The organism is Micromonospora sp. NPDC000207, assembly GCF_040300925.1.
Taxonomy (GTDB): domain Bacteria; phylum Actinomycetota; class Actinomycetes; order Mycobacteriales; family Micromonosporaceae; genus Micromonospora.
The window spans coordinates 25,746-49,563 of sequence record NZ_JBEPEQ010000001.1; the positions used below are offsets into that span (position 1 = coordinate 25,746).

Consider the following 23,818-nt stretch of genomic DNA (forward strand, 5'->3'; position numbering starts at 1 on the left):
GGCCTACGCCTGGATGCGGCGGGACAGCTCGTCGACGACCCGCCCTGCGATGTCGGTCGGAATCGCCGCAGCGATCGCCTCCGGGGTCAGCCCGGCCAGCACACCAGAGATGACCTGCTCAGCGGTCCGGCCGGATGCCTGCGCCAGCTCGGCCCGCAGCGCGGTCACCTCGGCGAGCGTCGCCCGAGCGCCCTCCACGCTGGTTTGGATGCCGTACCCCAACCTCCACTCGGGGTTGCGGTCGTAGTCGGCGTTCGCGTACGGCGGGCGGGCCGCCGGAACGAAATCACCCTCGATGACCCGCTTGGGCATGTCCGCCAGCTGCTTGGGCACGTCCTCCAGCAGCTTGAGGGCGCGGTCGAGCTTGGCCTCCTGAGCCTTGTCCATGACGTGGACCTCCTTGATGAGACCGATGCTGGTCAGGTAGCGGCGGAACAGGGGACGCTGGTCCCGGCCCGCCTTCGTGGAGTCACGGAAGAAACTGAAGTGGGTGTGCCACAGGTGGGAGTTGTCCCCGGAGGTGCGGCGCCCGAGGCGGTCCCAGCGGAGGACCCGCTTGCCGTCCGGCGAGTAGATGATCTCCCGAATGTCCCGACTGTCGGCCGTCCCCGCGACGCACTGCGCCACGCACCAGACGGAGAACGACCGCAGGTCGTGAGTCGCCCCACCCGACCGCACCGAGAACCACCCGACGTCCAGGGCGGACGCGTCCAAGGTCAACCCGGTCCGGTCCCGGGGCGACTCCACCACCGAGTAGTCGTTGGTGCCCACCCGGTTCGAGCCACAGTGGTAGCCGCCCCGGTGAGCGGCGTCGCCGACGATGCCGACCTCGTTGGGCTCCAGGTCGGCATCCCGGGCCCGCGCCGGGTCGGCGTCGAGGCGGTCGATCAGCAGGCGGCGGACCGCCAGCAGGTTCTCCGGCGCGCGGGTCACTCCGGTCCGCCTTCGGGCTCCGGGTCGGCCGGCGGCTCGTCACCGGTGCCGCCGTCCTCGTCGGGCTCCCCCGGCTCGTCGGGGGTCGGCTCCGGCTGGTCCTCGATCATGCCGGGGTCCGGCTCCGGCTCGCCCGGCGGCGCAACCACCGGGGCGGTCCACATGCTGTACCGCTGCCGCAGCTCCCAGTCGGAGATGACCCCGCCGAACACGCGGCGTTCCGACGCGGGTAGCGACGACATCACCCAGTAGCCGACCGGGATCATCAGCGTCTCGTCGTGGGCGATCACCAACCGCATGACCAGGTCGTCGACCTCACCCAGCTGGATGCCGACCCAGTCGGCGATCTCGGCGGCGTTGGTGCCGTCGTACTGCACCAGCGCGACCAGGGGCACTGCGAACTGCTGCTGCACCATGCTGCTCATGCCTCCTCGTAGATGCCGCTGAACTGGTAAATCTGGGCGGACTCCATCATGTTTCCGATGACGTTCGAGGTGCCGCTGAACCGCATCCGGTCCACCACCGCCCCGGTGCCGCCGGTGAACGTGGTGGCGTAGAGGCCGGGTCGGACGATGCCGGCCTCGTGCCCGCCCACGAACGTCCACCGGCGGGCACGGCTGGGTGCGGTCGGCAGGGTCCAGGTGACGTTGCTGGACCCGGTGCCGGTCGTGGTCACCGTCCAGTTGACGGTGAACGACACCGTCTTGCGGGCGATCCGCGCCCACCGACCGGACGTGGACACCGCGCCGAGGCCGAGGCCGGAGAACGTCGGCACCCACGAATCCCAGCTGCCGAACGCGTCCTCGGTGACGACCGGCGAGCCGGCGACGACGAGGCGGTTGACCTCCAGTTCGCCCTCGATGTTGTTGCCGGCCATGGCGATGACGCGCCGGCCGTCGATCCGCAGATGCCGACTGGTGCGGTCGCCGATCATCAACATCGGCACGTTGCCGGCCGCCGTGGTGGCGTCGTTGGCGTGCGTGTTGTGGAGGTGGATGCCCTTGGCGAGGACGTCGACCCGCTGGTGCTGGCCGGAGGTGTTGTCGGAGACGGTGACCTGTACCCGGTAGCCGGGGCCGCCCTGCTCGGATAGCAGCAGGTCCACGCGGCCCGGGCCGGACGGGCCGGCCACCCTGAGGAACCGCCCGTCGGTGCCGGACTTGCCGCCGATGATCTGCGGTTCGGTCCAGTCGTCAGCGTCGGTGTCCCACCGAATCCCGGGCCACTCGCCGTTGTAGTAGTTCGGCCCCATCACGATGCGGTGGTCGCTGGACGGGCCGGAGTAGTAGTTCTTGGCTGTGAGCGCGTCGACGTCCAGCTTGCCGGCCGTGACGGCGTTGGCGGCCAGCTTGTCCGTGGTCACCGCGTTGGCGGCCAGCTTGTCCGCCGAGACGGCCTGGGCGGTGAGGTGGGTGGTCTGCACGGCCCCGGCGGCGATCGTCCCGGCCTGGACCGCGCCCGCCACCAACTTCGGGGTGGTGACCGAGTCGTCGGCGAGCTTGGTGGTGGTGATGGCTCCGACGGCGATCATCGCCTCCGTGACCGCCTCCTCGGCCAGCTCCAGGTCCTCGCGGAGCTGGTCGAGCGTCTCGGGGGTGACCGCGTCGGCGATCACCTGGCCGCCGTTGGCGCCGGCGACCGCGTACCCGCCCGCCGGCTGCAGCCCGACCATGAGGACCGGCTGGCCGGTCTCGTCGTTGACGACGAGGGTGCCGCCCTCGATGGAGGTGCGGGGCATCTGGCTGCCCCGCTCGACGGCGGTGAGCCGGCGGTGCAGGTCGGCGAGCTGCCCGGCCAGGGCCTGGATGCTGTTCATGCGTCTCCGTAGGTGCCGTAGTTGAAGCTGTCGCTGCGACGCAACGTCAGGCTGGCTCGGGTGTCGCTGAGCAGGGAGTCGCCGACGATCCGGTGCCACAGGGACACCTCGCCAGCCCACGGGGTGTGGGCGCGGATCAGGACGTCGTCGCCCATCTGCCACGAGCCGATGCGGGCGTGCGGGTGGTCGACCACCTCCACGGAGGTGATCGCGTCGATGTGCTGGCGGGCGCCCAGCTCGGCCCGGCAGATCGAGTCGAGGCGGGGCGCGTGCCGGATGCTCTTGTCGGTGTAGACGGCGGCGCGGCGGAGCCGGCCGTCGCGGGTGGGGTGCCGGCGGATCAGCGCCTTGCGGCCCTCGCCGGAGCCCAGCCCGATGACCTCGTTGGCGTACTCGGCGCCGTCGCGGTCGACGCCGACCAGGCTGACGACATTGACGCCCTGCTCGAAGGCCAGGTCGGTGCGGCGGCGACCCAGGCGGGGGTAGCCGAGGCGGAGCCGGTGCTCGACCTGGTCGCCCGCCCAGGCGTGCTCTTCGGCGTAGTCGAGCGGGGTTTCGCGGGCGATGGTGTCGATCTCGCCGCCGCAGTCCTGCGCCTCCCACCAGGCGAGCAGGTACGGCTCGGCGGGCACCGCGTCGACCGTCCGGACCGGCGTCCCGGCGTGCTTCACGTACACGCCCTTGCCGTGGCCAGCGGCCGTGGACGAGCCGATCCCGCGCTGCAGGCCGGTCAGCTTCCGCCCGCTCCGCCCGTTCACCCGGACCGTCTCCGAGCCGATGGTCACCAGGTACGGCGGCGACAGCTGGTCGAACTTGTCGATCGCCTGCAGGGTCAGGGTCGTGTCGTTGTTGTCCATGCCGGCGGCGAGCTTGGCCTGCGCCGACGGGACGATCCGGCTGGCTGGCACCGAGTCTCGGCGTACCCAGGCCCCGTCGAGCTGCACCTCCTGGTAGGAGGGGACCCCAGGGGTGCCGAGCCGCACCGGGGTGGTGGTCGGATCCACGATCATGCCCAGGTCACCGTCCGGCTGGTCCTGGACGTGCCGCCAGATTTCCCGGATGGCGTTGGCCGGGTCGACCTGCACCCGGGACCACTCATCGAGGTAGGGAAGGCCGTGCGGGTAGGTGGTCATCCCGGCCGCCTCGATCGACCAGGTGGCCCCGGCCGTCTGGGAGCTGACCACGATGCCGCCCCAGCGGATCTGACCGTCGGCCTCGGCGTAGAGCAGGGTCCCCCACGGCTCCAGGAGCAGCCGGCCGTCGGGGGCCCGGAGCCGGCCGACGTCGGGGCTGAGGGTGCCCCGCAGCGAGCCCGGGCCGGACAGGGCCCGGGTCAGCTCGTCGCGGCGCAGGTCCAGGTCCCAGTCGAGCCATTCGCGGGTGGTCGCCCGCTGGGCGATGTACCGCCAGGTCACGACGCGGCCGCCTCGACCCATTCGATGTCGAAGTCGAGGGACGTCGCGGTGTCGGCGGACACGGTCGAGGTGGAGCCCGAGTTCTTGTAGGCCTCCAGGCTGACCGTCTGGGTGGTGCCCCTCATCGCGGCCGGGATCGCGATCGTGTCGCTGTCTCGCCAGAAGCCGCGGTCCTTGGTCGTCTCGATCTGCTCGTCCCAGCTGGTGCCCTGGGTGGTGACCGAACCGACCCGGGCACGGAGCCCGCCCCAGGCGTTCCCGGTCGTCATGGACACCCCGTTGATGCTGGTGCGAACGATCGCCCGGACCGCCCACGCTGGCACGTCCACGGCGGGCTGGACGTTGGTCCAGGGGGCGCTCACCCACGCGGTGGCGGTGAGGTTGTAGACGACGGTGGGGTTGCCGGTGACGACCACCCGCTCCCGGCGGGGGTTGGCCACCCGGCGCAGGTCGACGATCATGCCGTCGGTGATCGTGCCCGTCGACGGCGGGAGGTCGATTCTCGCCAGGGGGATCGCGGAGTAGCCGAGGCCGAGCTGGGTGACCGTGCGGGTGGTGTTCGGGACGCCGCTGATGAGCCGGGGGAACACGTACGGGCCCACAGCCGGATCCTCCGGATCCTGCCAGGGCTCGCCCAGCATGTACGGGTCTTCCACCCGCAGCACGACCAGGTCGGAGCGGCCCGACCCGGAGCCGGTGGCCGCGACAGCCACCTGCTCGTCGGAGGTGATCCGGCCCGCGTACGACTGGTACGCCCCGCCGGCGGCCCGGTTGAGGATCGCCGCTGCACCCGGGCCGACCCGCACCGACGTGCCCGGCACCGACAGGGCGCGCACCCGCAGGTCGATCGGGCCGACGATGCCCTCGTTGCCGCGGAACGCGGTGAAGGCGAGCAGCCGGGCGACCTCCGGCGAGTGGATCGCCCCGCCGCCCACGAACCACGGCACAGGATCAACAGCCACGATCGCTCCTCACAGACTCGGGTAGGTGGGCTGCCACGACAGCTCGGCCCGGGCGGTGCCGGTGCCGTCGGTGCCACGCAGCACCAGCTCGTGCACGCCGGCCGGGATCGTGGCGTCGGCCAGGCGGGGGGACTGCCGGGTCAGGGCCCCGGCCGCCGACCCGCCGCCGGACCGCAGCACCGACCGCGCCCACGGCCGGGTGTCGACGGTGACCGCCTGGTCGTAGGCGAGGGTGGTCTGCAGCCCGATCGACCACAGACCCACCAGCTCCACGGTCGGGTTGACGATGGGGCCCAGGACGGTGAGCACCGGCCGGGCCGGCAGCAGCCCGGTGACGGTCACCGCCGCCGACCGGTCGGAGTCCTGGGTGGTCAGCAACGGCGCCGACAGCGGGGCCACCAGGCCGCCACCCACCCCGGGGGCGATGCCCACCGAGGTGGACTCGGTCGGCCCGTACCAGCAGTCGGCGACCATGGCGAACTCGGCGATGCCGGTGATGACGCCCTGTTCGGCGAACCGGTAGTCCAGGTCGCAGCGCCGGGGCCGGCCGTAGGTGGTGCGCTCCCGGCCGGCGTACCGGGCCCGCAGCTCGGCCACCGCACCCGGGACCGACCGGACCCGGTCGCCCCGCCACGCCGCCGTCACCTCGGCGGCCAGGTCCCGGACCGCCTGCTCGGAGGCGGCGATCATGCCGAGGTTGAACACGATCGCCGCGCCGGAGCGGAAGTCCTGCCCGAACATGCGGCCGTCACCGCGGGGAAGGTCCGCGTCGTCGACCCGAAGCTCCGGGCCGGTGATCTCCGGCTTGGTCCGGTTGATCACCGGCCGGTGCCGGGGGCCCCAGGTCAGCGCGGTCCCCGGGTAGACCAGGGACCACTCATGGTCCTGCATACACACCCCCGCGCCCGATCCGCCGCAGCGCCCACGTCACCTCGTCGACCTGGTCCCGGACCCGCTCCGAGGTCGGGGCCAGGGTCAGCGAACCGATCAGGGGCCCGCCGGCGCCCCGGGCCAGTTCGCTGCGGAGCTGGCGGATCTCCTCGACGACCGACCCACGCGGCGAGGTGTGCGGCACCACCGACTCGTGCCGGCCGCCCTCGCCGAAGCTGTACGTGCGGCCGGACTGCCCGATGCCGAAGATCGGCTCGGTGATGACGCCGCCCTTCGCCATGGCGGCGTGGATGTGGGCGTTGCCACCGGCGAAGTTGTGCTGACGCCAGACGGCACCGCTGTAGGTGTGCGGCCTGCCGTTTCTCAGGTTCAGCGACTGCCACGGGGTGATCAACTCCCGCAGCCGAGGACCGAAGGCGGCCCGGATGAACTGGGCCCAGGCATGCACCGGGGCGATGTCGATGGCCCGGCCGTCGGCGTGGTAGCTGCGGTTGCCGGTCAGGGTCCGCGACCCGACCCGGAGGCCGGAGACCAGCGGCACCGACCCGAACGCCGACCGCAGGGCACCGAGCACCCCGGCGATCCCCGAGCGGAGACCGCCGGCGCCGACCGACCCGCCGCCGCCGTACTCCGACGAGCCGATCAGCGACTTGGCCTTCTCGACCAGGCTGCCGACCAGCTTGTTGCCCATCCCGCCGAGCGTCTTGGTCAGCGGGTTGCTGCCGAACTTGTCGGTCAGGCCTTTGATCTTTGACCCGACCCGGTCCTTGACCCACTTGGCGGGCCCCCGCAGGAAACCGAGCATCCCGCCGAGGCCGTCGCCGGTGCCCGGCCCGGCCGGACCGTGGCCGTGCCCGTCGCCCATGCCGCTGGGCAGGGCGACCGGCTTGACCTTCGGCCCGCCGAAGAAGCCGCTGACCTTGTTGAAGGTCCCGATGACCCCCTGGTTGATCACGGTCTCGACGACGAACTTGACCGGTTTCTTCGCCAGCCCTTCCAGCTTCGACCAGGCCTTCCCGACCGCCATGGTGCCGGAGCGGAAGGCCTCGGGGATCGTCTTGGTCACGAAGTTCTTCAGCGGCGTGAAGACCCGATCGCGCATGAAACCCCAGTACAGGGCCACGGCCGAGAAGACCGCCGACCAGACCTGTTTCGCCACCGACAGGTAGATCCGGAAGCCGGCCACGATCAGGTCGATGAACTTCTTGATCCACGGCCAGGCCGTGCCGGTGAACCAGGACACCGTCGCCGACACGGCCGCCTTGATCCCTGCCCAGACCGCCTGCACGACGCCCCGGAAGGTCTCGTTCTTCTGGTAGGCCAGGACCACCACGGCGATCAGGGCGGCGACGGCCGCGACGACCAGGCCCAGCGGGTTCGCCATGAGCGCCGCGTTGAGGGCCCACTGCACGCCGACCCAGGCCAGGGTCGCCCCGCGGGCCGCGATCATCGCCACCCGGGAGGCGACCTGGGCAGTGGTGGCCGCCACGGTGGCGGCCGTGGTCCGTACCCAGGCCCCGAACTCCAGCGCCTTGACCCCGAGCCACACCGCCAACGTGCTGTTGCCGAGCGCCAAGACGGCGTTGTAGCCGGCCTGCACGAGCGCCGCCGCCCGGGTCGCCACCGACCAGGCGGCCGTGGCCGCCCCGGAGATGACCACCCAGGCCTGGTAGGCCTTCACCGCGATCACCGCACCGGCCAGGGTGCCGACCAGCGCCTTGGTCACGGTGTCGTGCTCGCGGAACCAGCCGACGACGTCGCCGACCGCCTTGCCGGTGGAGGCCAGGGCGGGCACCACGTCGTTGACCAGGAACCCACCGAAGTCCTTCAGGGCGGGCAGGATGTCCTGGCCGGCCTGCTTCGCGGCTTCGAGGCCGGCGGTCAGCTGGTCCTTGTTCTCGGCGGCGAACTTCTGCACCGCCGGCAGGACCTCGCCGCCGATGACGCCGACGAAGCCCTGCTGGAGAGTGCGGATGAAGCCGTTGATCCGGGCCTGGTCGGACTGATCGGCGAGCCCCTTGGTGGCCCCGTCGACCTTGCCCAGGCCGTCGGTCAACGCGTCGACGTCCAGCTTGCGGAAGCTGGCGCCCAAGTCCTCGAACTTGGTACCGAACAGGGCGACGCCGGCGGTGTTGCGGTCGACCGGGTCCTTCATCGCGTTGAGCTTCGACACGACCTCGCCGAACGCCGTCCGGGCGGCCGGGCCGCCGGCGGCGATCGTCTTGGTCATCTGCTCGGCGTTGAGCCCCAGCAGCTTGTAGCCCTCGGCGGAGGTCTTGCTGCCGTCGATCGCCCGGAGTGAGAACTCCTTGATCGCGTCGGCGGCGAGGTCGCCGTTGCGGGCACCGCCGGCGAGCAGTTGGTTGATGACGCCCAGGGCGCGGGGCCCGTCCAGTCCCAGCTTGTCGAACTGCACCGAGTACTCGGTGAAGGTGTCCAACAAGTCTTGGCCCTTGTCGGCCCCGGACTGAAAACCCTTCGTCAGGATGTCTAGCGCCGCTTCGGCACTCGGGGCCAGCCCGGACTTCAGCATCGAGCTGACCGCGCTGGTCACCCCGCCCACGTCCTGGTCGAAGACGCGGGCGATGTCGAGCGCCCCGGCGCTGATCTCCTTCAACACCGGGGCAGAGGCGTTGCGCAGCTCCGGTACGTTGCGGATCACCGAGCTGATCGCCTCGTTGACGGTGGCCATCGAGTCCCCGTAGTTGCTGGAGTACAGCTCCCCGGCAACCTTGCCCAGCCGGGCCGACTCCTGCGCGGTCAGGTCCAGCTGTGCCCGCAGTTTGTCGTTGGCCGCCCCGATGTTCAGGGTGCTGGCGATGCCCGCACCCACGGCGGCGCCGATCCCGGCACCAAGGCCGGCGGCCGCCAGGCCGGTGCTCATCTGCTCGCGGATCGTCGCGCCGATCCGGGCACCGAGCCGGCCGGCGGCCGCCTTCGCGTCGATGCGCTGGATCCGCTTGGTCAGCTCCGGACCGAACGCGTCCGTCTTCGGCATGACGGCCACCCAGGCCGTCCGCAGGACCGTCACTGCTCACCCCCGGCGACCGCACCGTTCTTGATCGCGGCAGGCACCAAGTGGGGCTGGGGCGAGTGGTCCTCGGATCCCGACTCGACCATCCAGCCGTACCAGCCGGCCGGGCCCCAGCCCACGATGAAGTGCACCGAGCCCGTCGCCGAGTCGTACACCCGTTCCACCTGAAGGTTGCGGCTGAGGTTCTTGGTGTCCTTCGGGGCCAGGGCGCGGGCGTCCCGGCGGATCGCGTTGGCCACCGTCCGGACCTGCCGGGCCACCTCCGGCACCTGCGACAGGGCGGCCAGGACCTGGGGTCGGATCGGCTTCTTGTCGACCTCCACCACGCACCCCCTATGTAGGTATCTCGCCCCGCCACAGGGCCTCACGGCGCTGCCGGTACCGCTCCTCGGCCCGGACGTCCGCCGCCGTCAGCGGACCGGCCAGCCAGTCCTCCAGCCGCCGGTACCCGCACCCGGTCTCACACGCCCGGTCGGTGCACCGTTCGCCGTGCTCCTGCCGTCCCCGCAGGTGCACGTACACCAGGGACAGCAGGAGCCGCGGCGAGACGGTGGTCAGCCACCCAAGACCGCGGCGACCGGGGTCATGCCCTGCAAGGCCGGGTGTACCGAGGACGAGGCACTCGAACTCGTCGAAGTGCTCGGCAGCCCATCCGGCGAGTCGGGCTGCCGCTCGGTAGGGCGGCCGGCTTGCGCCTCGAACAGCGCCATGGCCAGCCGCATCAGCTCGTCGAGGTCGACGGCCTGCGCCACGGCGAGGCGGTAGAGCCGCTGGAAGGCTGCCGGGTCGGCCGGGACGGTCTCCCCGTCGGCTTGCTGCCGCTCGGGGATGGTCAGCGATACCCGCATCGCCTCCCACAGGGCCACGAGACCTTCGGTCTCCTCGACCCGGCCGGTGGAGGCGGCCCCGATCTGCAGCATCAGCATCGCGGGGATGCGGCCCTGCACGGTGAACGTCTCGCCGCAGAAGTCGAAGGTGGTCGGTTCGGCGGTGCCGGCGACCTCCTCGACCTCGCGGCGGGCGGCACCGAACGTGCCCAGACTCGCCACGTCAGGACCCCGCCGCCTGGGCCAGGGCCCCGGCCGTCCACCGCTTGTACGGGGTGGTCAGGATCGCCGGGTCGGGCAGCTCGATGGCGAACTCGGTCGGTAGCTGGTGCTTGTTGTCGAATGCCGACCGGGCCGTCTCGACGCTGCCGACGTTGAAGGCCTGAGGCCAGATGATCAGCTCGTCTTCCTGCATGCTGTGGAAGCCCAGGGCGACCCGCACCTCTTGGCCGACCAGCGGTGGCACGTACGCGCTGAGCTTGGTCGCGCCGGTGCCGGTGACCGCGATCGTGCCCCCGTTCATCGCCAGTTTCCAGTTCACGTCGCTGATGTGCGACATGGAGAACGCCACCCGGCCGGCCTTGCCGGTGGTCACCGTCCCCACCGGGTACAGCGACTCGGCGACCGTGATGTCGGAGGTATCGGTCGACTCGGTGTAGGTCAGGCCCTCGTCGGTGGCGCCCACCTGCAGCCACAGGTCGGTCGACCAGTCGAAGACCACCTTGTTGCCGGCGGCGGTCGGCGTCGGCATGGTGGTCAACCCGTACATGTAGTAGATGACTCCGGGGCCCGTCTTGATCTGGCCCGGTGCGATCGTCGGTGCAGCCATCGGTCAGCCCCTCCCGCCGCTCTTCGCCGGCGCGGTGCCGGCGGCCTCGGCGGCGGCCTGCTGGCCCGCCGCCGACTTCGGGGAGGCGACGTACGCCTCCCACCCGTTCTCTTTGACCTGCTGCTCCGGCACCCGGTCGCCGACCCGGAACGCGAACACGCCGCGGCCCGGGTCGCCGAGGGGGATGTCGGTGGTGACCACGCGGTCGCTCACGATTCCTCCGAAACTCGGTACTGCACTTGGCTGATGACTCGCGGCCGCCCCGACGTGTCGTCGGGCGACCAGAGCATGGAGAGCTGCACTGCGACGCCGGTGACCCAGGAGACGGCCGCAGGGAGCCCCCAGAGCGCCGCTTCGCCGGCCCGGGCCAGCGCCTTCGCCTCCGATTCGTCGCCGCCCCACCACTCGACCTGGTACTCCGGCAGGCCCTCCCACGGCCACGGCTGGCCACCACCGAGGCTGGTGATCCGGACGGCGGGGGTGCTCCCCGCCGCGAGCCGGGTAGCGACCCGGCCGGCGTGCAGCGCGGTGAGCGTCGGGTGGGTCCGGAGGTAGTCGACGAGGGCCTGGTCGACGTCGGGCATCGGCACCGCTCAGCCCTCCTCCAGGGTGACCCGCAGCAGCACCGCCTCCAGGTGGTGCAGCTGCCCCCGCCGCGTCCACGGCTCGACGTCCCCGTCGACCTCGAAGGTGGAGCCGTTCCACTCGACCCGGTCGGTGGACAGCAGGTCCGGCTCCGGATGCTGGGTGAGCCGGAACCTCGTGGTGGTCTCCTGCTGGTTGACCACGTCCTCGGTGCTGGACACCGGCCGGATCTCCGCCGGGTACGCAACCCGCTCGGCGACGGCCCAGTCCCGCCGGCGGTTGCCGTACGCGGCGTCGACGAGCGGAGCTCGCACCCGGGTCACCTCGTCGCGGAGCCTCACATCCGCCCCCAGGTCCAGTCCGGCGCGGGGAACGAGTGCATCGGCTTGCCGGCCGCGTTGTAGGTGCGGCGGGCCTCGGCGAGGATCTCGGCCCGGCGGGCCCGGTTGCCGAACTGCGTCTGGACGCCCCCGACGGTCTCCGCGCTGGCCATCGTCGGGTTCTCGACGACCATGCCGGCCAGCTCGATCGCCCAGCCCCACAGGTCGTCCGGCACCGGGTCGGGCCACTCGGCCAGCCCGGTGGCCGTCCGGAGCCAGCCGTCGACCGCCCGCCGGTACAGCGTCGCCGACTCTTCCTTGACCTGGGGGACCTGCAGCCAGAGCGGCAGGTCCCCCAGGTCGAACAGGTCAGGCACCGGTCAGCTCGACGGCGGGTCGCCGTCGGCCCCGTACTGCCGGCCGGCGCGCTCGGCCAGCTGCGCCTTGGTCCACCCCTCGGCCTCGGCCTGGGCGGTGTCCTCGTCGACGTCGTCCGGCCGCTGGGCGACGTGGTACGCCACCCAGTCCCCCTTCGAGGCGGACAGGGCCGGCCGGTCGGAGCCGATCGCGCCCTCCTCGCCCGCCGCAGGGTCCGGATCGGGCTCGGGGTCGGCCGGGTCGCCGGCGGCCGGTACGGGCCCGGCCGCCGCCTCCCGGGACGCGATGTACGCCGCCAGGGGCGTGCCCGCCGCCAGGTCCTCCTTCGTGGCGAACGCCCCGTGCCGTTCGCCGCGCGCCTGGTCCTCGGGCCGCTCGATGTCGACGGTGTCCCCCCGCAGGGCGGTCTGGTGGACCCCCTCGGCGGTGACGTACCAGAAGCTGGCGTGCTTGATGACCTTCTCAGCCATTGAGTCCCGTCACCTTCTTGATCGAGTACGGGTTGGTCACGTACATGACCGGCCGCACGTCGGACTGGACCCAGGTCCGCTGGGTGCCCTGCTCCCGCCACGTCTCCGTGCCGAGGGCCTTCTCGACCCGCAGCTCGCCGACCTGCTGCCGCGCCAGCGCGTACGCGGTCCCGTTGGCGACCCGGTTCGACGCAAACAGCTCGTCGATGCCGGCGGCCGCCAGGACCTCCGGGAGGCTGCTGCCGTACACCGTCAGCAGGTCCATCTTCTGCTTCGGGTTGACCAGCCACATGTCGTAGACCACGCCGAGCTCGTCGGTGTCGGCCAGGTACTGGGCCTGGGCGAAGTCCGCGGCGGGCCAGCCGCTGTTGTTGGTCTGCGACGAGCCGCCGGTGACCACCGACGACCAGTTGTGACCCACGAACGTCCCGGCCCCGCCGAGGGCGGTGATGGCCGCCTCCAGGGTCTCGACCGCCCGGGTGTTGACCCGGCGCACGATCGTGTTCCCCAGCTGGGTCACGTTGTTGTTGAACAGGGTGATGTCGTTGCGGTCGCGGCTCTCGTCGGTCTGGAAGAACTTCCCACCCCACTTCTCGACCAGCGCCACCTTGGGGGTGGTGCGCTGCGAGCCGACGATGGGGAACTCGTCGCCGGGGCCGACCCTCTCGATTTCCCTGTCGGTGTAGAGCTCGTTGGTGGTGGCCTGGTCGTAGACGACCGATCCGCCGGACACCCCGCCCGGGGTGGCGAAGATCCGGTCGACGATGAACCGCTGCAGCGTGATGTCCATGATCCGGCGGGTGATCCGGGTCGGCTGCTTGAGCGCGGTGTCGACGGTGAGCGTGTTGCCGCTGACCGTGGGAGGGGCCAGCGGGTACGCGGTCTGCTGCGTGGGCATCGGGTCCTGCCTTCTCAGTCCAGCGCGATCTGCGCGAGGTTGCCGCTGGTGGCACCGGTGACGACCGTGCCCACGGCGATGCCGGACGCCAGGGCGGCGGCCTGGCCGTTGGTGCCGACCTCGACGCGCTGGTTGGCGGAGAGGTTCGCGGCGGCGGTGACGGGGACGATGAAGCCGCCGCCCCGCAGGATGCCGACCTTCTCGCCGATGGCCGCGTCGTAGGCCGCGACCCCGAACGCCTTGGTGGCGGCGGTGGCGTGGGAGACGCTGATCGACCCGTCGGTCTGCCGGTTGCCGGAGATCATGACGAACCGGCAGCCGGTGACGGTGGCGGTCGCGTGACCGGTCAGCCGGCGTCCGGGCTCGTAGAACGGGATGCACTCGTTGGCCACGGGTCAGTCCCCTTTCCGGGTCGGGGCGCCGACGCCCGCGAACCAGTAGTCGTCGCCGCCGGCCGGGTCGGCCTTCGGCTTCTCGCCCGCGTAGCCGATCTCGGCGACCGGCACCAGACCCGGCTTGAGTCCGGCCAGGGTCTCGGCCGCGCCCGGGTCGGCCTCCAGTTGGGCGATCCAGTGGTCCTGCCGGGCGGGCGGGATCCGGCCGTCGTTGACGGCGGCCTGGACGGTGCGCTCCCGCTCCTCGCGGAGCTGCTGGGCGCGGGCCTCCCGGCCGTCGCGGGCGTCGGCGAGCAGCTGGGTGTGCTGGGCCTCGTCGAGGACGACCGTGCCGGGGGTGGCCTGCGGGCGGCTCGCCAGCGTCGAGTCCAGGGCGGCCAGGATGGCGGCCCCGTCCGCGTCGTCGGCGACGTTGAGCCGCTGCCGCAGGGTGGTGAGCTGCTCGTCGCTGATCGCCACGGCGGTGCTCCCTTCCTGATCGGTGGATGTTCCGACCGCATCGGCGGCCGGGGTGGTCCGGGCTGCCGCGAGCGCGGGAGCCGGTGCGTGGGCGCGGCCGGGGTGCCGGAACGCGCTGAGGTCGAAGCGGTCGGGGTCGCGCAGGGAGTCCCACAGGTCCCAGAAGCTCGACGAGCCGCCGGGGGTGATCTGCTCGCCCGACGCGGTGCCGGTCTCATCGGTGGCCGCGATCCGATCGGCGAGGCCGGCCGTGACGGCTTCCTCCGCGGTGTACCAGGCCTCGGCCTGCATCACGGCTCGCCACTGCTCGGTGGTGCCGCCGGCCTTCGCGGCGTAGGCCGAGGCGATGGCGTTGCTCGTCGACGCCAGTCGCTCGGCGTACTTCGTCAGCTCGGCAGCGTTGCCGATGCCCACCCCCCAGGCGTCGTGAACCATCATCTGGGTGCCGATGCCCATGACGACCTCGTCGCCGGCCATCGCGATGACGGATGCCGCGCTGGCCGCCATCCCGTCGACCCGCACCACGATTCGGGCGCGGTGCGCGCGGAGCACGTTGGCGATGGCGACGCCCTCGAATGCGTCTCCCCCGGGCGAGTTGAGGTGCAGCACGATCTGGTCGACGTCCAGGCCTGCGACGTCGCGGACGAAGTCGTCGGCGGTCAGGCCCAGCCACCCGCCGATGGTGTCGAAGACGTACACGTCCGCGCTGGTCGCCGTGCTGCCGCCGTCGCCGTCCCCGCCGTCCCCGTCGGCCAGTGCCTGCACCGGTCCGATCTGGTACCAGGCCGGGGGCTTGTCACCGGCGGCCAACGCCGTGGCCCGCTGCGCGGAGGCCCGCACCACGCTGGGGCGGCGCGCGAGGTCGGGGCGGAGCAGGTCGAGCAGGTCGGCCTGTCCCTTCATCAGCTACTCCCTTGGTTGGCCGGCGGCGCCGGCAGCGGATCCTTCGGCGGCAGACCGAACTGCTGCCGGGCGGCTTCCTCGAGGGACCGGTCCGGCAGGAGGATCCCGGCGTCGGTCAGCAGCTTGATCGCCTGGGCGGTGGCCTGCTGGCGGCTGCCGATCTCGTCGTGCACGAGCTTCGGCGCCGGCTCGTCCTCGCCCCAGTTCACGTCGACCAGGTCCTCGACGATGTGCTGGTTGGCCACGTCGGCGACCTGCTGAGCCAAGGTCTGCAGGCTGAGCGTGAAGAAATCGGCGAACGTGCTGCCCAACGCCCAGCTCCCCGTCTGCGTGCCGAGGTTGAGGAAGTGGGCCAGGACGCCGCGGCCGATCTGCTCGTCGTGGTAGCGGATCGCCGGGTCGGCGTTCGGGAGGGCCCCCTCCACCCCCACCAGCCGCATCCGCGCCTCGTGGGGGATCGCTGCGCCCGCAGACTGGCCGGACCGCCACCGGGTGGCCGTCTCCAGCCCCTTCGACAAGTCGTCCTCACCCGGGGCGCCTTCGTACAGGGGGATGCCCATCCCGTTGCGCTCGATCGTCTGGGCCTGAACCCTGAGCAACCGGTCCTTGATCAGCCAGTTCTTGTAGGCCGGGCGGAGCAGGCTCCTGCCGACCCAGTTGCCGCCCTCCCGCTCGTGGACGTAGGCGACCAGCCGGGACACCGGGATCGGCCCCTGGAGCTTGCCGACCTTCGACGACGTCTGGGTGATCGAGATCAGGCCCCCGTCGTCGGCGACGTCGATCCGCTCGATCGTCCGGGGGAGCCGCTCGCCGAGCTTGCGGAGCCGGGCCCGGCCGGTGACCGGGTCGATCCGGTACACCTGCTCGAAGAAGGCGTGGCCGAACGGGAGCATGAGCAGGGCGAGGCGCAGATGGTCGGGCCAAGAGAAGCGGTCCCGGTTGCGGCGGGCCGGCTCGTCGGGCTGGCCGAGGATCGGCAGACCGAGGTCGTCGGCGACCAGCTGCACCACCTCGTCCCGGGCCCCGGCCGGGTCGATCCGCCACGGCGTGCGCCGCACCGGCAGGGTCACCGCCCGCAGCACGGAGGTGACCTGCGAGTCCTGCGACCGCATCGCGTCGTAGACGGCCACCGAGTCCGGCCACCGCAGCTCCAGGGTGGGTTCGTCCTCGACGGCCTGCCACCAGATCGTCCCGGGCGAGGAGGTCGCGTACCCGATCTCGGTCAATGGTGCCGTCACCTGGTCACCTCCCGTCAGAAGCCGGCCTCGGCCAGCTCGTTCGTCTCCGACCACCCGTCAGCGCGGTCCGCGACCACCGGGGCCGGCGGGGCGGGCGTCGCTGGCGGCACCACCGACAGTGCCCACAGGGCCTCGGTGCCCCCGACCAGCGGGCAGATGTCCACGTCGCTCTTGCGTCGGGACCAGGCCCACAGGCCGTCCCCGATCTCCCGCCGCCCGGCGCCCTTGATGGCCCGGGTCATCAGCTCGTCGCCCAGGTGCCGCACCGTCTCGTTGGTCACGGCGGCCGCGAAGGCCTCGCAGGCCTGGCCCAGGTCCCGGCTGCTCATCTGCCGGGGCTCGATGCCCACCGCCGCCAGGCCGGGCAGCAGCGCGCCCGCCGGGCCGGTCGGGTCGAGCACCCAGTCCAGGGGCCGGTGCTTGCGGAGCACGTCGGCCCGGGCCGGTACCCAGTCGGAGCCCGGCCCGTACGCCACGACCTCCAGGTGCGGCAGTCCGTCGTCGCGCCACATCGCGGCCACGATCGCCGCCGACCGCGACCCGGGCGCGACGTCGATGCCGAACACCGGCCGGCCGGCGGGCGCCGAGGTGGCGTCGAGGCAGTCGATCCACTTCTGCAGCGGCACCACCGACCCGCTGACCGGGTCGTCCCACCAGCCGAGCCGCTCCCGGCCGAACTCCGCCGGCGGCAGCGCCCGCCGCTCCCGGCGGATGTACACCACCGAGATCCGACGGCCGAGCGGCGGGTTCGCCGCCCGCCACAAGACCTCGTCGTCCAGGGCGCAGCCCTCGGCGGTCAGGCCGTGCGCGCACTCCGGTCCGGCCTGGCACCCCGGGTCGTCCCAGCTGCCCGGGGCGCACCACTCGACGTACACCAGTGACGGGTCACCGCCGCGGCGGCCGCGGTCGCGGACCGACCGGAGGTGGTCGGAGCCGAGCACCCCGGCGCTGGACCCGTACACGATCTGCGGGTCTCCGGACACCGATCGGGCCGCCAGGGTGGGGATCAGGGCGCCCATCGCCTCGCCGGCCAGGTACAGGGCCTCGTCCATGACGACCCGCTTGCCGCCGATGCCCCGGCCGCCGCCCTTCGAGCGGGCCAGGAACTCCAGCGACGCCCCCGAGTGCAGGTAGATGCCCTCTTCGCCGTTGCCGTAGCTGATCTTCTTGACGCGGCGGGACAGGTCGGCGCAGCCGTCGATGATGCCGACGACGTCGTTGAACGCCTCCCGGGCGGTCCGGAACAGGTGCGCCGTCCAGACGATCTTGTCCGGCGGCAGAAGGAACAGGTCGAACAGGGTGACCGGCAGGATGATCCCGCCGGTCTTCCCGCACTGCCGGGCCTCGATCACTGCCGACTCGAAGGCCGCCCACCGGCCGCGCGGCCCGTAGGACAGCATGGCGTCAACCGCCAGGCGCTGCTCGTCGTCCAGGACCCGCCCGTACATCGCCGCCAGGTCGATCGCCTCGTCGCCGTATGACCCGGTCCGCTCCGGCAGCCACAGGTGCGCCGGGGTCACCAGGTCAGCCACCGGAGGCCTTCGCCTTCCGCCGGGCGTTGAGCTCGTCGACGCCGTCGGCGGTCGGGGTCTCGGGCAGCGGCGGCCGCAGGTCCTCTCGCAGCCGCTGGCGGGCCAGCGGGGTCATCCCGAACTCGGCCTCCGTGCGGGCGAGCTGCCCGTCGAGCTGCGCCAGGTACCCGATCAGCGGGTTCAGCCGGGGCTGCCCCGTCGAGCCCTTCACGATCCGCTCACGGCGGCACAGGGCGGCGACCTGGTCGTACTCGTCGGACTGCTCGATCCAGCGGACCAGGCGCGGCATGTCGGACAGGCGGTCGACCTTCTTCGCCGCCGGTGACCGCCAGAAGGTCTCCCAGCGCTTCCGGGAGGCGTCCGACAGGCCCTCGGGCGGGCTGGGGCGCTCGGCCATGATCGGCCTCCCCTCACGCTCGGTCACGGGCTCTGGGGCAAAAACGGCCGGCGGTCACTCAGGGAGAGAGGCCCCAGACCGGCGCGGGGGTCCCCCCTGGGGAGGGGGTCAGAGATTCTGACGCTCCGTGACCGCCGTGGCTGGTGACCGGCGGTGACGGTTACCAAGGGCGAGATGCCTTGGCTCGTGCGGGTGGTGCGGCGGTCCCGGTGGTGGCCCGGTCGCGGTACCACTCGTCGACGACGGCGAACATCCGTGCTGGCCGTTGGCGTCTGACTCGGTCGAGGACGACGTCGCGGCCGGGGTCGATGGTGATGATGTGGGCGCCTTGCCGGGCGTACTGGGCGAGGCGGGCGCGGCCGGGGTTGGAGTGGATGAGGTAGACGTCGACCCGGTCGGCGTGGGCGGTGGCGGCGTCGATGGCGGCGAGTCGGGCCGCCTTGGTGGTGGCCTTCACTTCGGGTCCGTGCTGGTGGTCGTCGTCGCGTCGGCCGCTGAGGGCGACGGCCAGGCGGTCGTAGTCGATGACCACGTCGAGGGGGCCGGCCTGCTGGAGTACCCAGGTGCTCTTCCCACCGGTGGGTGGGCCGATGACGACGTAGAGGGTCACCAGTCGCGGGAGGTGCGGTTGGTGGTCTGGTGGCGGGCGTTGGTGATGGCTGCCCCCTTGCGTCCGCCGGCGCTCTCGTTGCAGTACCGGTGTTCGGGTCCGTGGTAGCGGCTGCGGTCGTTGTCGTCGTGGCCGAGCTGCCATTCCTGTCCGGGCAGGATGGGCTTGCCGCAGGTGGGTCGGGCGCAGTCGACGAGCCCGGCGTCGACCTTGGGTCGCCAGCGGTCGCGGAGCTTCTGGTGGTGATGGCCATAGCCGCGGGCGCTGGTGCTGCCTTTGGCCATCTCGCCTCCACTGTCGGCTTTCCGTCCCGGGCTGGACCGGGCATCGCCGGGTGGCGATCCTGGCCGGATGCGTAGATCTCGTATCGCTGCCGGGCTGGTCCTGGTGGCGTTGTCCGTTGTGGGGTGCGGGTCCGGTGAGGACGCCGCGCCTGGGGCCGCTCCGGCCGCCTCGTCGTCGTTGCCGACTCCGGTGGGGGATGCCGTCGACCCGACCGGCCCGGCGCCGGTACTGGAGGGTGATGCCCGGTCGACGGCCCGCTGGCCGGACGGGATCACCGCCCGACTGGCGGCGGTGGAGCGGGTGCCCAACTCGTGGGGTGTGGACGTGCCGGCCAGCATGGCGCTGGTCCGGCTGCGCCTGGAGGTCGGCAACGAGGGTGAGGGGCCACTGCCGGTGGTTCCGGAGAGCAGCCACATGTCGCTGTTCTACGGCGAGAACCGGACGGAGGTGGACGGGCCGACGGGGTACTCGTACGACGACCCCGAGGAGCAGGAGCGCAAGGGCTTGTCCTCGGACGACCCGACCCGAATCGTGCCAGGGTCGAAGGTGATCTTCACCCAGACCTTCGAGTTACCGGTGAAGGAGTTGGGTCTGCTGACGGTGACTGCCGATCCTCCGACCGAGGAGGGCATCCGGGACCCGTACACGTTCCTGAACGTCGAGAAGACGCTGACCAGGGCGAAGTAACGCTTTGGTCCCTACGACGACAGCCCGGGAGCTCACGCTCACCGGGCTGTTTCGACACCTCATCCGCTGGCACGAGACGATAACAGACGATCACCCGGGTTGGACAGGGCGGCTTGCGAGCACCCGATCCATGACGTCCCCGAGTCGGTAGAGCGGGTCTCCGTCTGCGCTGTGACCTCGCACGTCGACGGCGTGGCGGTGGCCCCAGACGTTGACGAGCCGGCGCACGCGCTGGCGGTCGAGGTCGGGGTCGGCGACGACGGCGAGGGCGGCGATCTGCGACGCGGTCATGTGCTTGTCGTCGAGGGCCTGGCGGAGGATGTCTCTGCTCTCGGCGACGTCCCAGGCCCGCTCGCAGGTGCGGCATCCGATGGTGGCGGCGGTGGCCTTGGCGTAGAGCACGGTGCCGCAGTCGCAGGCTCCGACGAGGACCCGGCCGGCGGGCCGGTCGACGATGCCGGTGACGATGCGGCGCACGGCAGCGATGTCGCGGTACGCCTCGGGGACCTCCTGGCGGTGGCGGAGCCAGTCGAGGTGCCGGGTTAGCCACTGGGCGGCGGCGTGGAGCGGGTCGGGGCCGGTGGGTGGCTGGATGCCGCGTTCGCCCGCGACGTGCCGTGCCCAGGTGGTGAGGGCGGTCTGGGCGGCGTCGAGGCGTGCGCTGGCACCGAGGTTGATGGGGAGCCGGGCGTCGCCGTTGCTGCGGGTGGGTGTGCCGCGTCGGGTGGCACCGCCAGCGACGTCGCGGGCGGCGGGTGTGGTGTCGGCGATGTCGTCGAGGTGCCGCCGAGCGTTGGTGGTGCAGCTGGTGCAGGCGTACGCGGCGGGGTCGTCGACGGGCTTGTCGCAGACGGTGCAGCTGGGCACGGGGCTCCTCAGGCGGTGCGTGGGCGGAACTGGATGACCGTGGCGTCCTGGTCGGGCGGCGGGCTGGGTGGTGCTCCTCGGCGGCAGAGCGGGCAGCGCGGTCGCCCATCCTCGGGCCGGGTCCCGGCGTCGAGCCCGGGGTGGTCGGGGCAATTGGCCCGGCGACGGCCCGGCCGGTGCGGGGTCGTCTCCTCGATGGCGGGATCGGTTTCGGGTTCGTCGACGGCCGCGCCCTCGCGCGGATGGGTGACGGCCGTACGAAGGTCTCTGTCAGATTGGCCGGTCGCAGTAGTGGTGCGGTCGTGGTCGGTATGCGGTGCCACCGGAGTACCCAGACGCGTGCCACCGGAGTACCCAGACGCGGTTCCGGGGGGTCCACCGGAGTACCCAGGGCCGGCGGTGTCGGCGTCGTGTGGGTGGTCCGGTGGAGTACCCACAGCCGGGTCGGTGTCCGTTTCTGGGTGGTCCGGTGGAGTACCCGCGTCGTCGGCTGGGTGGTCCACCGGAGTACCCGAATCGGGGTCGCTGGGTGGTCCGTCGGAGCACCCACGGGGCTTGCCCCGGGCTGCTTCCCGGAGCCGGTTCGCCGCCAGCTTGTGCTGCGCCGGGGTGAGCACCTCCACCTGGTCGAGGAGGTCGGTGGGTATCGTCAGCCGGTACTCGTCGCCCCGGCTGCCGTGGCGGCGGCGGAGCATCTGCATCAGGCCCAGCCGTACCAGGGCCTGCCTGACCTGCCGGACGGCGGCGATGGTGGTCTCCATGTCGATCGCCACGGTGGCGTCACCAGGCCATATCTCGCGGCCCTTGTCGTTGCCGTAGCTGGCCCAGGCCAGGGCGATGCCGGTGAAGGTGGTGCCGCTCATGCCGCCCCGGGTGGCGCGGCCGTTCTTGCCGGTACGGCCGCTGCCGGTGATGACCGGGTCCAGCCTGGCGCGGCGGACGATCTGTTCCCACTCGTATCGCCCGGCGGGGCGTAGCTCGCGGTCGTCGGTTGGGGTGGTCACCTGGGCTCCCTCGTGATCGTGCTGGTGGTGCGCGTGACCCCCGGAGCCGTCGTGCGGGTCCGGGGGTCGGCGGAGTGGCTGGTCAGCTGCGTCCGATCCGGATGCCGGCCAGGAACGCGGCGACGGGCACCTGCTCCGAGCCGCGACCGCAGCCGGTGGCGATGAGGTGTCGGCGCTCGACCTCCACCAGCCGTTCGCGCTCGAACGTCGCCACGGGGATGCCCTGGCCGGTCGGGCAGAGGCAGGCGGTGGGGTCGGCCTCGACGAGCAGGTTCGGCAGGATCCGGCGAATGCGGGTACGGGCCATGTCACTTCCTCTTGCGCTTGGGTGCGGGGCCTGGGGCGACGGCCTCGCGGTTACAGGCGGAACAGGTGGCGGGGTAGAGCTGCCGGCCGCCGACGGTGTACGGCTGACCGGGCCAGAGGTGGCCACCGCAGGGGCGGCAGGTGCCGACCGGGTGGCGCTGGGCGAGGGCGTCCAGCCAGGGGGCGGCGTTGATCGCGCGGGTGTTGTCGAGCCGGAACTTGCGCCAGATGCCGCCTCGGCCGTCGTGGATCAGCGCGCCCTGGGGCATGGGTCAGCCCACCTGCCGGTCGTGCCAGGTGCAGCCGGTGAGCAGGGTGACGTCGCGCGGCTTGGGATTGGGGCCGGGGCGGGTGGCGAGGATCCGGTCGCAACCGCAGCCGAGGCGGTGGACGCGGTCGATCGTGAGCACGGCGGTGACGGTCTGCCCGGTGGTGTCGTCGACGGTCGCGGTCACCTGGTCGCCAGCGCGGTAGCGGGTCACTGGGTCACCCCCAGCCAGCGGGCGAGCCGCCGCCACACACTCGGCCGACGGTGGCGGCGCAACGCGGTCTCGTACCGAGTCCGGGCGGCGTCGAGCTCCTCGCGCATCGGCTGACCGTGCCGGGCGACCAGGTCGGCGGCGAACGAGACTGGTCGCGGCGGCCCGAGGGTGGTCGGTGACAGTGGGTCGCAGGGCGTCGGGCGGTCCCACCAGGAGGGCGACCCGGGCGCGGTCTCGGGGTAGGTGGCGTACCCGGGTCGGGTGGCGGCCACCCTGCGGAGCTGGGCGTCGTCCACGTCAGCCCTCCCCCGGCTCGCAGCGGCACCCGCGTCCGGCCGCCGGCACCAGGTCGGCGACGCGGTCGAAGATGCACAGCTTGTCGCCGATGTCGTTGGGCTCGACCTGGTACTGGCCGGGCGGGAGGGCCGCGGCGGGGAGCTGCTCGACGGCCAGGTCGTGCACGAGGCAGATGACGGCCGGGCCGGTGGGGGTCTGCACGACGCAGTCGGCAGGATGGTCGATCTCCCACTCGCGACCAGAGGCAACGGTCAGGACGTGCACGGCGCGGTCGGGCACGGTGCCCAACTGTCCGGCGGACACGGCGTGGTCCAGGCGACGCTGCACGTCGAGCGGCACCGAGTCGCGGCGGAAGTTCAACGGCTGGCCCGTCAGGAAGGCGTCGAGCAGGTGGTGGACGTACGGCGGGGTCGTCGGCGCGCTGAGTTGGCCGGCGTTGTCGATGGCGCGGACAACGTTCTCGGCCGCCGTCCAGTACCGGCGCAGCTCGAAGTGACCGACCGGTTCGGGGCCAGGCTGCTCCTCTTCGCGGTCGTCGGGCCAGCCGAGTGCGGAGAGGGCGGCGAGTACGCGGGCCGGGTCGATCGGGGTGGTCATCGGTTGGCCTTTCTGAGGAGGTCGGCGAGCAGGCGGGCTCGCAGGTGTCGGGTGCGTCGCCGGCGGATGATGTGCGGCCAGGCGTAGCGGTGGAGGTGCCGGCGCACCCACGGGTCGACGGCCGGCGCCCGGACGGTCGGGCTGCTCACCGTCGCCTCCACTGCGCCGCTTCCGGGCAGTCGACAAAGTGGGACTTCCGCAGGTCGGTGCGCCCGAACACGCGCTTGGCGGGCACCACCACGGCGGTCAGTTGCCCGTACAGCTCGGTGAGCTTGACGTTGCCGCCGAGCTCCGGCTCGGCGTTGACGGGCATGGTCTTGCCCCGCTCGGTGACCGCCCAGATGACCTCGGCCTTGCACGAGCGGCACGCTTCGGTCGGATGCTCAGCCATGGCGCACCGG

At 72.2% G+C, this 23,818-nt stretch carries 34 protein-coding genes; 1 reads left to right on the forward strand and 33 read right to left on the reverse strand.

Annotated features, from left to right (window positions below; all coding sequences use genetic code 11):
- Positions 1–3: 3 nt before the first annotated feature.
- The 24 genes from ABT336_RS00190 to ABT336_RS00305 form a co-directional block, all read right to left on the reverse strand.
- Entirely contained in the window at positions 4–933 is a 930-nt protein-coding gene (locus ABT336_RS00190; RefSeq protein ID WP_350894251.1) for a hypothetical protein, read from the reverse strand.
- On the reverse strand, positions 930–1,358 hold the full coding sequence (locus tag ABT336_RS00195; RefSeq protein WP_350894252.1) for a hypothetical protein: 429 nt from the start codon (positions 1,356–1,358) through the stop codon (positions 930–932). Before ABT336_RS00195 ends, ABT336_RS00190 begins: the two co-directional genes overlap by 4 nt.
- Complete coding sequence (locus tag ABT336_RS00200; protein WP_350894253.1) at positions 1,355–2,749, reverse strand: hypothetical protein; 1,395 nt, start codon at positions 2,747–2,749, stop codon at positions 1,355–1,357. The genes ABT336_RS00195 and ABT336_RS00200 overlap by 4 nt, the downstream gene beginning before the upstream one ends.
- The gene (locus ABT336_RS00205; RefSeq protein ID WP_350894254.1) at positions 2,746–4,164 is read right to left on the reverse strand and encodes a hypothetical protein; all 1,419 of its coding nucleotides are present in this window, start codon (positions 4,162–4,164) and stop codon (positions 2,746–2,748) included. Before ABT336_RS00205 ends, ABT336_RS00200 begins: the two co-directional genes overlap by 4 nt.
- Positions 4,161–5,126: a hypothetical protein gene (locus ABT336_RS00210; RefSeq protein WP_350894255.1), complete on the reverse strand. Its 966-nt coding sequence runs from the start codon at positions 5,124–5,126 to the stop codon at positions 4,161–4,163. The genes ABT336_RS00205 and ABT336_RS00210 overlap by 4 nt, the downstream gene beginning before the upstream one ends.
- 9 nt (positions 5,127–5,135) lie before the next feature.
- On the reverse strand, positions 5,136–6,017 hold the full coding sequence (locus tag ABT336_RS00215; protein ID WP_350894256.1) for a hypothetical protein: 882 nt from the start codon (positions 6,015–6,017) through the stop codon (positions 5,136–5,138).
- Complete coding sequence (locus ABT336_RS00220) at positions 6,004–9,015, reverse strand: phage tail tape measure protein (protein ID WP_350894257.1); 3,012 nt, start codon at positions 9,013–9,015, stop codon at positions 6,004–6,006. Before ABT336_RS00220 ends, ABT336_RS00215 begins: the two co-directional genes overlap by 14 nt.
- A 29-nt stretch (positions 9,016–9,044) precedes the next feature.
- Positions 9,045–9,377, reverse strand: a complete 333-nt coding sequence (locus tag ABT336_RS00225; protein ID WP_350894258.1) for an HK97-gp10 family putative phage morphogenesis protein — start codon at positions 9,375–9,377, stop codon at positions 9,045–9,047.
- A 7-nt stretch (positions 9,378–9,384) separates the two neighbouring features.
- A complete protein-coding gene (locus tag ABT336_RS00230) occupies positions 9,385–9,573 on the reverse strand; it encodes a hypothetical protein (RefSeq protein ID WP_350894259.1) in 189 nt (62 codons plus the stop codon).
- Between the two features lie 32 nt (positions 9,574–9,605).
- Positions 9,606–10,100, reverse strand: coding sequence for a hypothetical protein (locus ABT336_RS00235; RefSeq protein ID WP_350894260.1), 495 nt, complete (start codon positions 10,098–10,100; stop codon positions 9,606–9,608).
- Position 10,101: 1 nt separating this feature from the next.
- On the reverse strand, positions 10,102–10,707 hold the full coding sequence (locus tag ABT336_RS00240) for a hypothetical protein (protein WP_350894261.1): 606 nt from the start codon (positions 10,705–10,707) through the stop codon (positions 10,102–10,104).
- A gap of 3 nt (positions 10,708–10,710) precedes the next feature.
- Positions 10,711–10,920, reverse strand: a complete 210-nt coding sequence (locus tag ABT336_RS00245) for a hypothetical protein (RefSeq protein WP_350894262.1) — start codon at positions 10,918–10,920, stop codon at positions 10,711–10,713.
- Positions 10,917–11,297: a hypothetical protein gene (locus ABT336_RS00250; RefSeq protein WP_350894263.1), complete on the reverse strand. Its 381-nt coding sequence runs from the start codon at positions 11,295–11,297 to the stop codon at positions 10,917–10,919. The genes ABT336_RS00245 and ABT336_RS00250 overlap by 4 nt, the downstream gene beginning before the upstream one ends.
- 3 nt (positions 11,298–11,300) lie before the next feature.
- Complete coding sequence (locus ABT336_RS00255) at positions 11,301–11,606, reverse strand: phage head completion protein (protein WP_350894264.1); 306 nt, start codon at positions 11,604–11,606, stop codon at positions 11,301–11,303.
- Between the two features lie 23 nt (positions 11,607–11,629).
- Positions 11,630–11,989, reverse strand: coding sequence for a hypothetical protein (locus tag ABT336_RS00260; protein ID WP_350894265.1), 360 nt, complete (start codon positions 11,987–11,989; stop codon positions 11,630–11,632).
- Positions 11,990–11,992: 3 nt separating this feature from the next.
- Positions 11,993–12,460 (reverse strand): hypothetical protein, encoded by a 468-nt coding sequence (locus ABT336_RS00265; RefSeq protein ID WP_350894266.1) that lies wholly within the window; start codon positions 12,458–12,460, stop codon positions 11,993–11,995.
- Positions 12,453–13,358: a major capsid protein gene (locus ABT336_RS00270; protein ID WP_350894268.1), complete on the reverse strand. Its 906-nt coding sequence runs from the start codon at positions 13,356–13,358 to the stop codon at positions 12,453–12,455. Before ABT336_RS00270 ends, ABT336_RS00265 begins: the two co-directional genes overlap by 8 nt.
- Positions 13,359–13,372: 14 nt before the next feature.
- On the reverse strand, positions 13,373–13,750 hold the full coding sequence (locus ABT336_RS00275) for a DUF2190 family protein (protein WP_350894269.1): 378 nt from the start codon (positions 13,748–13,750) through the stop codon (positions 13,373–13,375).
- A gap of 3 nt (positions 13,751–13,753) precedes the next feature.
- Positions 13,754–15,115 carry a head maturation protease, ClpP-related gene (locus tag ABT336_RS00280; protein WP_350894270.1) on the reverse strand — a complete coding sequence of 454 codons (1,362 nt, stop codon included), beginning with the start codon at positions 15,113–15,115 and terminating at the stop codon, positions 13,754–13,756.
- Positions 15,115–16,353 (reverse strand): phage portal protein family protein, encoded by a 1,239-nt coding sequence (locus ABT336_RS00285; protein WP_350894271.1) that lies wholly within the window; start codon positions 16,351–16,353, stop codon positions 15,115–15,117. The genes ABT336_RS00280 and ABT336_RS00285 overlap by 1 nt, the downstream gene beginning before the upstream one ends.
- A gap of 14 nt (positions 16,354–16,367) precedes the next feature.
- Positions 16,368–17,885, reverse strand: coding sequence for a terminase large subunit domain-containing protein (locus ABT336_RS00290; RefSeq protein ID WP_350894272.1), 1,518 nt, complete (start codon positions 17,883–17,885; stop codon positions 16,368–16,370).
- Entirely contained in the window at positions 17,878–18,282 is a 405-nt protein-coding gene (locus tag ABT336_RS00295; RefSeq protein ID WP_350894273.1) for a P27 family phage terminase small subunit, read from the reverse strand. Before ABT336_RS00295 ends, ABT336_RS00290 begins: the two co-directional genes overlap by 8 nt.
- Before the next feature lie 160 nt (positions 18,283–18,442).
- Positions 18,443–18,892, reverse strand: coding sequence for a hypothetical protein (locus tag ABT336_RS00300; protein ID WP_350894274.1), 450 nt, complete (start codon positions 18,890–18,892; stop codon positions 18,443–18,445).
- Entirely contained in the window at positions 18,889–19,176 is a 288-nt protein-coding gene (locus ABT336_RS00305; RefSeq protein WP_350894275.1) for a hypothetical protein, read from the reverse strand. The genes ABT336_RS00300 and ABT336_RS00305 overlap by 4 nt, the downstream gene beginning before the upstream one ends.
- A gap of 67 nt (positions 19,177–19,243) precedes the next feature.
- Between ABT336_RS00305 and ABT336_RS00310 the strand changes: the two genes are divergently transcribed.
- Entirely contained in the window at positions 19,244–19,864 is a 621-nt protein-coding gene (locus tag ABT336_RS00310; protein ID WP_350894276.1) for a hypothetical protein, read from the forward strand.
- 90 nt (positions 19,865–19,954) lie between these two features.
- Here ABT336_RS00310 and ABT336_RS00315 read toward each other — a convergent pair whose 3' ends face one another.
- From ABT336_RS00315 to ABT336_RS00355, 9 genes are all read right to left on the reverse strand, one after another.
- The gene (locus ABT336_RS00315) at positions 19,955–20,731 is read right to left on the reverse strand and encodes a DUF1922 domain-containing protein (RefSeq protein ID WP_350894277.1); all 777 of its coding nucleotides are present in this window, start codon (positions 20,729–20,731) and stop codon (positions 19,955–19,957) included.
- A gap of 8 nt (positions 20,732–20,739) precedes the next feature.
- Positions 20,740–21,735 (reverse strand): hypothetical protein, encoded by a 996-nt coding sequence (locus ABT336_RS00320; RefSeq protein WP_350894278.1) that lies wholly within the window; start codon positions 21,733–21,735, stop codon positions 20,740–20,742.
- A gap of 82 nt (positions 21,736–21,817) precedes the next feature.
- Positions 21,818–22,042, reverse strand: coding sequence for a hypothetical protein (locus tag ABT336_RS00325; RefSeq protein WP_350894279.1), 225 nt, complete (start codon positions 22,040–22,042; stop codon positions 21,818–21,820).
- Between the two features lies 1 nt (position 22,043).
- Positions 22,044–22,310, reverse strand: coding sequence for a hypothetical protein (locus ABT336_RS00330; protein ID WP_350894280.1), 267 nt, complete (start codon positions 22,308–22,310; stop codon positions 22,044–22,046).
- A 3-nt stretch (positions 22,311–22,313) separates the two neighbouring features.
- On the reverse strand, positions 22,314–22,523 hold the full coding sequence (locus ABT336_RS00335; RefSeq protein WP_350894281.1) for a hypothetical protein: 210 nt from the start codon (positions 22,521–22,523) through the stop codon (positions 22,314–22,316).
- On the reverse strand, positions 22,520–22,819 hold the full coding sequence (locus tag ABT336_RS00340) for a hypothetical protein (RefSeq protein WP_350894282.1): 300 nt from the start codon (positions 22,817–22,819) through the stop codon (positions 22,520–22,522). The genes ABT336_RS00335 and ABT336_RS00340 overlap by 4 nt, the downstream gene beginning before the upstream one ends.
- 1 nt (position 22,820) lies before the next feature.
- Entirely contained in the window at positions 22,821–23,417 is a 597-nt protein-coding gene (locus ABT336_RS00345; protein ID WP_350894283.1) for a hypothetical protein, read from the reverse strand.
- Positions 23,414–23,566, reverse strand: a complete 153-nt coding sequence (locus tag ABT336_RS00350; protein WP_350894284.1) for a hypothetical protein — start codon at positions 23,564–23,566, stop codon at positions 23,414–23,416. The genes ABT336_RS00345 and ABT336_RS00350 overlap by 4 nt, the downstream gene beginning before the upstream one ends.
- On the reverse strand, positions 23,563–23,808 hold the full coding sequence (locus ABT336_RS00355; protein WP_350894285.1) for a hypothetical protein: 246 nt from the start codon (positions 23,806–23,808) through the stop codon (positions 23,563–23,565). The genes ABT336_RS00350 and ABT336_RS00355 overlap by 4 nt, the downstream gene beginning before the upstream one ends.
- Positions 23,809–23,818 lie beyond the last annotated feature (10 nt).